Origin of the sequence: Allobosea sp. ASV33 (assembly GCF_016428755.1) — a bacterium.
Classification (GTDB): Bacteria; Pseudomonadota; Alphaproteobacteria; order Rhizobiales; family Beijerinckiaceae; genus Allobosea.
Genome location: NZ_JAELTI010000135.1, coordinates 1 through 10,801, shown reverse-complemented (window position 1 = coordinate 10,801; position 10,801 = coordinate 1). Strand labels below are relative to the sequence as shown.

At 67.5% G+C, this 10,801-nt stretch carries 11 protein-coding genes and 1 tRNA gene; 6 read left to right on the top strand and 6 right to left on the bottom strand.

Annotated features, from left to right (window positions below; translation table 11 throughout):
* The coding region (locus tag JHD80_RS25150; RefSeq protein WP_248311772.1) for a DUF2161 family putative PD-(D/E)XK-type phosphodiesterase at positions 1–225 on the top strand (225 nt) is incomplete at its 5' end.
* A 125-nt stretch (positions 226–350) separates the two neighbouring features.
* Here JHD80_RS25150 and rpmG read toward each other — a convergent pair.
* The 5 genes from rpmG to JHD80_RS25125 form a co-directional block, all read right to left on the bottom strand.
* Positions 351–518 (bottom strand): 50S ribosomal protein L33, encoded by a 168-nt coding sequence (gene rpmG, locus JHD80_RS25145; protein ID WP_038367996.1) that lies wholly within the window; start codon positions 516–518, stop codon positions 351–353.
* Positions 519–658: 140 nt separating this feature from the next.
* Positions 659–1,393 carry an NUDIX hydrolase gene (locus JHD80_RS25140; protein WP_199092972.1) on the bottom strand — a complete coding sequence of 245 codons (735 nt, stop codon included), beginning with the start codon at positions 1,391–1,393 and terminating at the stop codon, positions 659–661.
* On the bottom strand, positions 1,393–1,836 hold the full coding sequence (locus JHD80_RS25135; RefSeq protein WP_199092970.1) for a DUF983 domain-containing protein: 444 nt from the start codon (positions 1,834–1,836) through the stop codon (positions 1,393–1,395). Before JHD80_RS25135 ends, JHD80_RS25140 begins: the two co-directional genes overlap by 1 nt.
* Positions 1,836–4,205 (bottom strand): ribonuclease R, encoded by a 2,370-nt coding sequence (gene rnr / locus JHD80_RS25130; RefSeq protein WP_199092967.1) that lies wholly within the window; start codon positions 4,203–4,205, stop codon positions 1,836–1,838. The genes JHD80_RS25135 and rnr overlap by 1 nt, the downstream gene beginning before the upstream one ends.
* Before the next feature lie 423 nt (positions 4,206–4,628).
* Positions 4,629–5,039, bottom strand: coding sequence for a DUF2000 family protein (locus tag JHD80_RS25125; protein WP_199092965.1), 411 nt, complete (start codon positions 5,037–5,039; stop codon positions 4,629–4,631).
* Between the two features lie 103 nt (positions 5,040–5,142).
* Here JHD80_RS25125 and JHD80_RS25120 point away from each other — a divergent pair, with 103 nt between their 5' ends.
* The 3 genes from JHD80_RS25120 (at position 5,143) to JHD80_RS25110 (ending at position 7,502) form a co-directional block, all read left to right on the top strand.
* On the top strand, positions 5,143–5,907 hold the full coding sequence (locus JHD80_RS25120) for an AraC family transcriptional regulator (RefSeq protein ID WP_248311771.1): 765 nt from the start codon (positions 5,143–5,145) through the stop codon (positions 5,905–5,907).
* Positions 5,908–5,986: 79 nt separating this feature from the next.
* Positions 5,987–6,973: a phosphogluconate dehydrogenase (NAD(+)-dependent, decarboxylating) gene (gnd, locus tag JHD80_RS25115; RefSeq protein WP_199092961.1), complete on the top strand. Its 987-nt coding sequence runs from the start codon at positions 5,987–5,989 to the stop codon at positions 6,971–6,973.
* A gap of 16 nt (positions 6,974–6,989) precedes the next feature.
* A complete protein-coding gene (locus tag JHD80_RS25110; RefSeq protein ID WP_349237347.1) occupies positions 6,990–7,502 on the top strand; it encodes a gluconokinase in 513 nt (170 codons plus the stop codon).
* Positions 7,503–7,511: 9 nt separating this feature from the next.
* Here JHD80_RS25110 and JHD80_RS25105 read toward each other — a convergent pair whose 3' ends face one another.
* Complete coding sequence (locus tag JHD80_RS25105; RefSeq protein ID WP_199092959.1) at positions 7,512–8,948, bottom strand: multicopper oxidase family protein; 1,437 nt, start codon at positions 8,946–8,948, stop codon at positions 7,512–7,514.
* A gap of 190 nt (positions 8,949–9,138) precedes the next feature.
* On the opposite strand from JHD80_RS25105, the gene JHD80_RS25100 reads away from it, so the two are divergent.
* Positions 9,139–9,223: transfer RNA gene (locus JHD80_RS25100), tRNA-Leu, on the top strand.
* A gap of 138 nt (positions 9,224–9,361) precedes the next feature.
* Positions 9,362–10,801, top strand: a 1,440-nt coding sequence (gene tig, locus JHD80_RS25095) for a trigger factor (RefSeq protein WP_199092957.1), incomplete at its 3' end; no start/stop codon positions are given.

Below are 10,801 nucleotides of genomic sequence, written 5' to 3'. Positions count from 1 at the left end.
CAGGCGCTGGCCTGTGCGGCTGCGATGGCGGCGGAGCCGAAGCGCCCGCGCGATCTCAAGCCGTCCTGTCCCGACGCCCAGAAAATCCTGCATCGCAACGTCTATGGCTGGTTCGAACGGTCCGGGCGCGGTGTCTATGCGCTGACCGATGCCGGCCGCAAGGCGCTCGCGATGTGGTGCGCCCCAGCCCCGGCAAGCCCGGAGACGACGGGGATGGCAGCCTGAGCGCTGCCATCCCCGGGGCGAGCCCGGGATGACGAAGCGGTTGCGAGGAAGTCTTGAACCTTCAAACGAAAAAACCGCCCAAAAGGGCGGTTTTTCAAAGCGAAATCAGATCGGGAGGCCAGGCCTCACTTGATCTTGGTTTCCTTGAACTCGACGTGCTTGCGCGCGACGGGGTCGTATTTCTTCTTCGACATCTTCTCGGTCATGGTGCGCGAGTTCTTCTTCGTCACGTAGAAGAAGCCAGTGTCGGCGGTGGAAAGCAGCTTGATCTTGATCGTCACGGCCTTGGCCATGGGTCTATCCTCGAACCATGCGGGCCGAAGGCCCTCGGAAAAGAAAATGGCCGGGCGAACCCGGCAAACCGTCAGCGCGGGGAATGCCGCAAAGGGCCGGCGAAGTCAAGGAAGAATAGCTCCGCGGCGCGAACCGGCTCTCAAAGCTCCTCGCGCACGAAGCTGCCGCGCTTCTCCCAGTAGAACGGGACGGGCAGATAGGGCGCGAAACCGCCCTCGATGCGGGCCTCGACCTCCTGGATGATCACTTTGGTGATCGTCGGCAGATCGAGCTCCTTGGCCTCGTCGAAATCGACCCAGACCAGGTCGACCAGCTCCGAATCGGGCCCGATGATGCCGTCCACCCGCTTGGCGACCGCGGAGGCGTCGATCACGAAGAAGCGGGTGTCGAATCGCTTCGGCCGGCGCGGCGGCGTGATCGCGCGCGCGACGAAGGTGACCGCCGAGAGATCGGGGTAGATGCCTTGGGCCGCGAACTCGCTCCAGCTCCCGGGTGGGGCGGCTTCCGGCGAGCCGAATTCGTCGGAGCCGAAGAGCAGGCCGGTTTCCTCGAAGGTCTCGCGGATCGCGGCCATTGCCAGCGCGCGCGCCTTGCCGGCGCTCGGCCGCAGGCAGCGCTTGCCGAGCCGGTCCTCGCAGATCTGCGGCACGGCACCGGTCGCGACCATCTGCCGGTCGCCGGCATCGACGCGCCCGCCGGGGAAGACATATTTGCCCGGCATGAACTTGTGGCCCTCGTGACGCTTGCCCATCAGCACCTTGGGGCGCGATCCGCTGCGATCCAGGATCATCATGGTCGCGGCGTCCTTGGGACGCTGGTTGGCCGTGTTGCGCGCCCGCTCGGCCTGGGTCAGGGTGACGGTGTGGTCGGTCATCAGCGTGGTTCCGAAGGGGGCAGGGGCTGGCGCTCGGGCCGGTCGGGCTCGCCGCCGAAGCCATGCATGCGCACGGCCCATTGCAGGCCGACGACGCCACCCTTCACGGGCTGCATCAGCGCGAAGGACAGGATGACGGTGAGGAGCGGCCAGACGGTCATGTGCAGCCACATCGGCCAATCGGCGAATTTCTCCGCCAGCAGCAGGCCGCCGACGATGACATGGCCGACGATGGTGATGACAATATAGGGCGGCAGGTCGTCGGCGCGCTGGTGGTGCAGGTCCTCGCCGCAGGCCTCGCATCGATCGACAGGCTTGAGGAAGGCGCGGAAGAGCCGGCCCTGGCCGCAATGCGGGCAGCGTCCCTTCAGGCCGCGCGCCACCGCCTGGCGCCAGTCACGCTCCTCGAGATGCCCGTCCGCGCTGTGGATCTGGACGCCCATCACCGCCTCTTGCCGGGCTTGCCCTTGCCCGACTTGCTTTTGCCGAAGCCGCCTCCGCCCGGCTTGCCCTTCTTGCCGAAGCTGGCCGCCGGCCGGCTCGTTCCGAACGGTACCGCACCGGTGCGTCGCCGCCCGCCCCCGCCCGTGGCCACTTTCCGCCCGGGCGAGAGGATCTCGAAGCGCAGGGCGCCTGCGACGGGGGCGGCCTCGACCAGCTTCACATGCACCCGGTCGCCGAGGCGCCAGCTCTCGCCGGTGCGCTCGCCGATCAGCGCGTGCGCCGCCTCGTCATAGCGATAATAGTCGCCGCCGAGCGTCGAGGCCGGGATGAAGCCGTCGGCGCCGGTGCCGTCGAGCTTCACGAACAGACCGGCCTTGTGCACGCCGCCGATCCGCCCGTCGAAGCTCGCGCCGATCTGGTCGGCGAGGAAATGCGCGATCAGGCGGTCAGTGGTCTCGCGCTCGGCCGCCATGGCGCGCCGTTCGGCCGCCGAGATGCGGGTCGCGACCTCGCGCAGTTCCGCAAGCGTGGTGCTCTTCGGCAGCCCGTCATCGCCGAGCTTCAGCGCGGTGATCAAGGCGCGATGCACGATCAGGTCGGCATAGCGCCGGATCGGCGAGGTGAAATGGGCGTAGCGGCGCAGGTTCAGGCCGAAATGCCCGTAATTCTCCGCGACATATTCGGCCTGCGCCTGCGTGCGCAGCACGACCTCGTTGATCAGCGTCTCGTTTTCCGAGCCTTTGATCATGCCGAGGATGCGGTTGAACAGCACCGGCCTCAGCGCCCCGTCCTGCGGCAGCTTGATGGCGATCGAGGCCAGCACTTCGCCGAGCGCCCGCATCTTCTCCAGCGAGGGTTCGTCATGGCAGCGATAGATCAAGAGGCTGCCGGCCTTTTCCAGCGTCTCGGCCGCCGCGACATTGGCGAGGATCATGAATTCCTCGATCAGGCGATGCGCTGCGAGCCTGTCCGGCACGATGACGCGATCGACCGAACCATCGGGCTTCAGGATCAGCTTGCGCTCGGGCAGGTCGAGTTCGAGCGGCTGGCGCTGGTCGCGGGCGCGCGCCGCGATGCCATAGGCCGCCCAGAGCGGCATCAGCACGGCCTCGCGGATCGGCGCTGTCTTCTCGTCGGTCTGGCCGTCGATGGCGGCTTGCGCCTGCTGGTACGAGAGCTTCGCCGCCGAGCGCATCAGCACGCGATGGAAGGAGTGGCTCTTCTTCGAACCATCAGGCTTGAGCACGAGCCGGACGGCCAGCGCCGGCCGGTCCTCGTGCTCGCGCAGCGAACAGAGATCGTTCGAGATCCGCTCCGGCAGCATCGGCACGACGCGGTCGGGGAAATAGACCGAGTTGCCGCGCTCCAGGGCCTCGCGGTCGAGCGCCGAATGCGGCGTGACGTAAGCCGCGACATCCGCGATCGCGACGGTGACGACGAAGCCGCCGGGATTGTCCGGGCTGTCGTCCGGCACCGCATGGACCGCGTCGTCATGGTCCTTGGCGTCGGCCGGGTCGATGGTGACAAGCGGCAGCTCGCGCCAGTCCTCGCGACCCTTCAGGCTGGCGAGCGGCGCATTCGCCGCTTCCTGAAGCGCCGCCGGCGGGAATTCATGCGGAATGCCATGGGCGTGGATCGCGATCAGGCTGACGGCGCGCTCCGACTTGATCGAGCCCAGCCGCTCGCGGACATGCGCTTCCGGCGGTCCAAAGCGGCTTTCGCGGCGCAAGCTGACCGAGACGAGGTCGCCGTCTTCAGCCTCTCCGGTGCGGCCCTTCGGGATCAGCGCCTCGCGCCCCAGCGATTTTTTGTCGATCGGCACCAGCCGGCCTGAACCGTCGGGCAGGGCGCGGAAGATGCCGAGCACGGCGGCCCGGGCCTTGCCCATCACCTTGAGCACGCGGCCGGAATAGCCGAAGCCATCGACGCCGCGCAGACGTGTCAGCTTGAGGATGACCTGGTCGCCGACGCCTGGCGCCGGCGCGGCCGACTTGTCCTTTCGCCGCCCCTCGCGGCTGCGTTCGATCAGGATCTGTGGCGGGGCACCATCGTCCGCTTCGTTCCATTCCAGCGGCTGGGCGACGAGATCGCCCTCGCGGTCGCGGCGCTTGATCTCGGAGAGCATGACCGGGGGGAGGGCGCCGCGCGGATGGACCGGGCGCTCTTGGCCGTCGCCGCCGATCTCGCCTTCCTCCGCCAGCTCCTTGAGCAGGCGCTTCAGCCAGATCTTGCCGCCTCCATCGAGGCCGAAGGCCTTCGCGATCTCGCGCCGGCCGACCTCGCGGCCGGCAGCGCGCTCTTCCTCGATGAAGTCGAGAATGGCCTCGCGGCTCGGATCAGGAACGGACACGGCCGGTACTCGGGGCATTGGGCAGGGAAAAGCGTGACACGCCGTCTGTCTGCCACGGCTCGCGGCCATGCGCCAGCATTAGCCGCTCAAAAGCAAGAAGGGCAGCCCTTGCGAGCTGCCCTTCCATTGCCGAACCGCGATCCGGCGAACCGGATCTGAAGGTGCGAAAACTCACGCGGAATAGAAACCCCAGCAAGAAGAGGTCCAGGTCCGCCCGCTCTGCACCAGCGGTTGATGACAATGAGACACTGGATCACCTCCTTTCAGTTGTTACCGACAAGAAGGAGGCTAAGGCGATTCTCCCGGACTCGTAAATGCCAAAAAATGCGCTGGACGATCACGACGAAGGTCGCGCTCAAGGCCGTAGAAATATGAGCCGGCTCTTGCATTGCACAGCAATGAGGCAGGCAAGACTACCGGGCGGGCAGGTGCTGCAAGGCGTCATCCGTGCAGCTTCAACCCCTTGACGATCTTGTCGATCTCCTTGCGCTCCGCATGCAGTCCGAGGCCGACGAGATCGAGCGCATCTGTCGTAACCGCGGCAACGGCCGCGCGATTGTCGACGTCGTTGCCGGTCGCGAACAGCTCCTGTGTATAGAGATGCGGCCTGACGCCGCGCTGCTGAGCCCGCTGGAGCACGTTGCTGAGCTCCGCGGCGCTCGCCGCGAAGATCAGCACGGGCTGGCGGATCAGCGGCCCGTAGAAGCGGCCCGATGCATCCTGATAGGGTTCGCCAGCCAGTTCCGGCGAGGCTCCGACGAGCCCGCCGGCAAGGAAGCTGGCGACGTTGAGTTTTTGCCAGGCTGCGAGATCATCGCGAACCACGAGGGCGATTTTGGTATCGTAACGCATGGGCTCATCGCTACCCGAGGCCGGGAAGGCCCGTCTTGAACGATCGTGCGGGCCGGAGCAGGACTGGGTCCGGCTCGGCTCAGGTGCTGATGGCATCGAGCGCATGGAGGCGTTCTTCCGCGGCTATGCCTATGATCCCCACCGTCACGACACCTACGCCTTCGGGCTGACGCTCTCCGGCGTACAGTCCTTCGATTACCGCGGCGCGCGGCGCGACAGCCTCGGCGGCCACGCCATCATCCTGCATCCCGACGAGGTCCATAACGGCCGCTCCGGCATAGAGACCGGCTTCCGCTACCGCATGCTCTATGTCGAGCCGCGTTTGATCCGTCAGGCGATGGGCGAGGGCGGCCGGGCCTTGCCCTTCATATCCACAGCCGTTTCGCAGGAGCCCCGCCTCGTCGCGGCCGTCGCCCAGGCCCTGCGCGACCTCGACCAGCCGCTCGACCCGCTGGCCGCGGATGATCTGGTCGAACGGCTCGCGCAGGCCTTGCTCGCGCTCGACCCCTCCGCCGGAAACGCTCGGTCCTCCCGGATCGACGGCACGGCATTGGAGCGGGCGCGCGATTATCTCGATGCCCATGCCACCGATGTCGTCGATTCAAGCCGGCTGGAAGCGATGACCGGGCTCGATCGCTTCGCCCTGGCGCGCCAGTTCCGCGCCGCCTTCGGCACGAGCCCCTATAACTACCTTGTGATGCGCCGGCTCGACCGCGCCCGCCGGATGCTGGCGCAAGGCACATCCCTGGCCGATGCGGCCTTCGCCTGCGGCTTTGCCGACCAGAGCCATCTCACCCGCCAGTTCCGCCGCGCCTTTGGCGTCACGCCGGGGCGTTGGCGGGCTCTGCAACGGCAAATCCGGGCCTGAGACCTGCGTCACGTCGGCTTGCCCCGCCCGTCGCCTCCATGCTTGAAGCAGGAAAAGCCGGCTTTGCGGAGTATCTGACATGCAGCTTGGAGTGATCGGCCTCGGCCGGATGGGTGGCAACATCGTGCGCCGGCTGATGCGCGCCGGCCATGAATGCGTGGTCTATGATCGCGATCCGAAGCCGGGCCAGGCGCTCGCCGCCGACGGGGCGACGCTCGCCGCCGACCTCAAGGACATGGTCGCCAAGCTCAAGGCGCCCCGTGCGATCTGGGTGATGCTGCCGGCCGGCAAGATCACCGAGGCGACGCTGGCCGAGCTTTCCGGCCTCGTCGAGGAAGGCGATACGCTGATCGACGGCGGCAACGCCTTCTGGAAGGATGATGTCCGTCGCGGCAAGGAGCTCGCGGCCAAGGGCATCCACTACATGGATATCGGCACCTCCGGCGGCGTCCACGGGCTCGATCGCGGCTATTGCCTGATGATCGGCGGCGACAAGGAAGCCTTCGACCGGCTGGAGCCGATCTTCGCGACGCTGGCGCCCGGCAAGGGCGAGATCGAGCCGACCAGGCATCGCGAGGGCCGCAACCCGACGAGCGAGCAGGGCTATCTGCATTGCGGCCCGACCGGCGCCGGCCATTTCGTCAAGATGATCCATAACGGCATCGAATACGGCATGATGCAGGCCTTCGCGGAGGGGTTCGACCTGCTGCGCAACGCCTCGGCCAAGGAAGGCCTGCCGGCCGAATACGGCTTCGATTTCGACGTGGCCGAGATCGCCGAGGTCTGGCGTCGCGGCTCGGTCGTCACCTCCTGGCTGCTCGACCTGACGGCCGAGGCCCTGGCCGCCGACGAGGAACTCTCCTCCTATACCGGCAATGTCTCGGATTCGGGCGAAGGCCGCTGGACGGTCGATGCTGCCGTCGAAACCGCGACCCCGGCCGAGGTGCTGACCTCGGCGCTGTTCGCGCGCTTCCGCTCGCGCGTCGACCACACCTTCGGCGAGAAAGTCCTCTCGGCGATGCGCGCCGGCTTCGGCGGTCATGTCGAACCCAAGAAGCAGGGCTGAGACGGTGGCGGAGCTAGTGAGTGGCGGCCGCCCGGCCGTCATCGTCGTCATGGGCGTTGCAAGCTCGGGCAAGACCTCGCTCGGTGAGCGGTTGGCTCAGCGCCTCGGCTGGCCCTTCCGCGATGCCGATTCCTTCCACCCCCCTGAGAACGTCGCCAAGATGGCCGGCGGCACGCCGCTCACCGACGAGGACCGCAAGCCCTGGCTCGCCGCCATCGCCGCCTGGATCGATGACCTGCGGAACAGGGGCGAGCACGGCATCGTCACCTGCTCGGCCTTGAAGCGCGCCTATCGGCAGGTGATCGTTGGTGACCGGCCGGATGTCGCGCTGGTCTATCTCAAGGGCTCGCGCGAACTGATCGGCCGCCGCATGGCCGCCCGCCAGCACCATTTCATGCCGCCGGCCCTGCTCGACAGCCAGTTCGCCGCGCTGGAGGAGCCGGGCAGCGACGAGCGCCCGCTGGTCGTCTCGGTCGAGGACAGCAAGGACGCGATCGTGCAGGACGTGGTGGATCGGCTGGGGCTCTGACGCCCGGACTCACGTCACCGCGAACCAGCTCCACAGCCCGAGGTCGAAGCGCTCCAGCACTGTCGACGAGATCAGCCAGCGGCCGGGGTTATCGGCGATGAAGGCGATGTGCAGCTTCTTGCGTTCAGGAATCTGCACGGTGTCGAGGAAATAGTTTTCCCAGCCGTCGTCGAGCGGATGCAGCAGCCGGAAGCTGTGACCGTGGACATGGAACGGCTGGATGAAGGCGGTGCGGTTGTCGATCGCCATCACGATCGGCGTGCCGCGCTTGACGCTGAACAGCGGCTTGCCGTCGAACGAGCCGGTGCCTCCGTTGACCCGCCAGGGGCTGGCAAGATCGAGCCCGGAGAAATCGAGCTTCTGGTCCTCGGTCAGCTTCGCGCCGCCCTCGATGACAAGCTCGGGCCGCAAGGCATCCTGCATGCGCACGCCGAGCGGCAGGGCCGGGTTGAGCTTCAGGGCGGGCGCGGCTGCCGGCGGCACCTGCGGCTCGCCCGCCGTCACGATCCGGACCAGGGGCAGGCCGCCGCCGATCAGGGCGCTGACATTGACCGCGGCACCGACCTCGATCGGCAGGTCGAGGATCACGTCGTAGCGCGTGCCCGGCGCGAAGGGCAGTTGCGAGCGCACCGGCTCGAAACTCTCGGTCGGCTGGCTGTCGACCGCGATCACCGTCGCCTTTCCGCCGTCGAAGCGCAAACGCATGATCCGGGCGTTGCAGGCGTTGGCCAGTCTGAGGCGGATGCGCGCGCCCGGCCGCGCCGTGATCGGCTGCGGCGGCGAGCGGCCGTTGACGGTGAGCCAACTCCCGAGTCGTCCGGCCGATGCCGAGGCATTGCTCTGGAGAACGAAGGGCTGGATCGCCTGGTCGTCGCCGATGAGCCAGTCGGCGATGAGCACGGGCAGGTCTAGATCGACCGGAAGCGGCTCCTTCTCCGCGACGACGACGAGCCCGCTCAGGCCCCGGCCGGCAGGCTCGGACGAGGCGCCGGCTCGCAGCGGACGATAGAGCAGGGTGCCCGAATCCGGCGGCGTGATCCGGAACTCGCCGGTCTCGCCGGGGGCGATGGGCGGGCGCGTGAAGCTAGCAACGCCATCGCGCTCGGCCTCGCCGCGCAGGCCGTACCAGTGCAGGTCGAGCGGCGCGGTCGTCTTGTTCTCCAGCTTGAGAGCCAGGGTCTCGCCCTGCTTGATTCGCAAGGTCGGGCCGGGCGTGGCGCCGTCGAACGCCCAGATTTCGGTGTCGACCGGCGGTGTCGGGCGCAGCCGCGCCTTCATCGGCGCGGCGACGAGCGTCTGCCGCAGCGGCTCGGTCGCGGGCTTTGCGGCCGGGGCTGGCGCCTGTGCCAGGCCGGTCCGGGGGGCGAACAGGCTGGCCCCGGCAAGCCCCGCCAGGCATTGGCGGCGGGTGAGCGGGGGCAGGGCGGCGGCGGGCGGTTTCGTCATGCCCTCTCGCATAATCCGCTCGATCGGCTCTGGCGAGAGCCGGTTCCCGCCTTGCTCCCGAAAGCCGGCCGGAAGGCGCGATTTGCAGAACCGTCATTTTTTTGCTGCATGGCCCGGCCGAAATGCGTATAGGCCTGCGGCTTGGACGATGGCCGCGCTGCGTTTGCTCGCGTGCAGCGCTATCGGGCCGGCGGGCGTGGCGGAATTGGTAGACGCACTGGTTTTAGGTACCAGCGGCGAAAGTCGTGGGGGTTCGAGTCCCTCCGCCCGCACCATCGGTCTCGATCATCGCGCGCCCGTCAGGGTGCGAATACGATGATCGATGTGGAGAGTTTTTCGCGAGCGCGGCGGCGGTCGAAACCGGCGTCGCGCTTTGGACATTGAGACGTAAACGAGCTGTTGGCGGTACAAAAATGAACGTGACCGAAACCCTGTCCCAGGGCCTCAAGCGCGAATTCCAGGTGGTGCTGAACGCCGCCGACCTGAAGTCCAGGCTCGATGGCAGCCTCCAGGACCTCCAGGGCAAGGCCAAGATCAACGGCTTCCGCCCGGGCAAGGTGCCGGTCGCGCATCTGCGCCGCCTCTATGGCCGCTCGGTCATGTCCGACGTGCTGCAGAACGCCGTCAACGAGGCGAACCAGAAGATCGTCGCCGACCACAACCTGAAGCTTGCCTTCGAGCCGCAGATCCGCTTCCCGGAGAATCAGGAAGAGATCGAGGCCGCGATGGAGGCCAAGGGCGATCTCGCCTTCACCGTCGCGCTCGAGGTTCTCCCGAAGATCGAGCTCGCCGACCTCTCGGACGTCGCGCTCGTGAAGCCGGTCGCCGAGGTTCCGGACGCCGATGTCGACGCCGCGCTGCTGCGCATGGCTTCCGGCAACCGCAGCTACGCCACCAAGGGCGAGAAGGCCAAGGCCGAGAAGGGCGACCGCCTGATCATCTCCTTCGTCGGCACGCTCGACGGCGAGAAGTTCGACGGCGGCACCGGCGAGGGGATCCCGCTCGACCTCGGCGCCGGCCAGTTCATCCCGGGCTTCGAGGAGCAGCTCGAAGGCGCCAAGACCGGCGAGACCCGCACCGTCAAGGTCACCTTCCCCGAGAACTATGCGGCCGAGAACCTCGCCGGCAAGCCGGCCGAGTTCGAGGTCACCGTGACCGACGTCCAGGCTCCCGAGGCCATCAAGATCGACGATGAGCTCGCCAAGTCCTTCGGCATGGAATCGCTCGACAAGCTCAAGGAAGCCGTGAGCGAGCAGATCGGCCGCGACTTCACCGCCCAGTCCCGCCGCAAGCTCAAGAAGGGCCTGCTGGACGCGCTCGACGGCAAGTACACCTTCGAGCTGCCGCCGACCCTGGTCGAGCAGGAGTTCGCCAGTGTCTGGAGCCAGGTCGAGGCCGACATGAAGCAGGCCAACAAGACCTTCGCCGACGAGGACACCACCGAGGACGCCGCCCGCGCCGACTATCGCAAGATCGCCGAGCGCCGCGTGCGCCTGGGCCTCGTGCTGGCCGAGATCGGCGAGCAGGCCAAGGTCCAGATCTCGGATGACGAGGTCACCCAGGCCCTGATCGAGCGCGCCCGCCAGTTCCCCGGCCAGGAGAAGCAGGTCTGGGAGTTCTACCGCAAGAACCCGCAGGCTCTCGCCGAGATCCGCGCCCCGATCTTCGAGGAGAAGGTCGTCGACCACCTCCTCGGCCAGGTGAAGGTCGAGGACCAGACGGTTTCGCGCGAGGCGCTCTACGCCGACGACGACGCCGAGGAAGCCACCGAGGCCAAGCCGAAGAAGGCCGCCGCGAAGAAGACCAAGAAGGCCGAAGCCAAGGCTGACGAGAAGGCCGACGACGCCTCCGCC

Coding starts and splice junctions, on each gene's coding strand:
- JHD80_RS25125 (WP_199092965.1), bottom strand. CDS start 5,039: ATGCGTTACGATACCAAAATCGCCCTCGTGGTTCGCGATGATCTCGCA.
- JHD80_RS25140 (WP_199092972.1), bottom strand. CDS start 1,393: ATGACCGACCACACCGTCACCCTGACCCAGGCCGAGCGGGCGCGCAAC.
- gnd (WP_199092961.1), top strand. CDS start 5,987: ATGCAGCTTGGAGTGATCGGCCTCGGCCGGATGGGTGGCAACATCGTG.
- JHD80_RS25135 (WP_199092970.1), bottom strand. CDS start 1,836: ATGGGCGTCCAGATCCACAGCGCGGACGGGCATCTCGAGGAGCGTGAC.
- rnr (WP_199092967.1), bottom strand. CDS start 4,205: ATGCCCCGAGTACCGGCCGTGTCCGTTCCTGATCCGAGCCGCGAGGCC.
- JHD80_RS25105 (WP_199092959.1), bottom strand. CDS start 8,948: ATGACGAAACCGCCCGCCGCCGCCCTGCCCCCGCTCACCCGCCGCCAA.
- JHD80_RS25120 (WP_248311771.1), top strand. CDS start 5,143: ATGGAGGCGTTCTTCCGCGGCTATGCCTATGATCCCCACCGTCACGAC.
- rpmG (WP_038367996.1), bottom strand. CDS start 518: ATGGCCAAGGCCGTGACGATCAAGATCAAGCTGCTTTCCACCGCCGAC.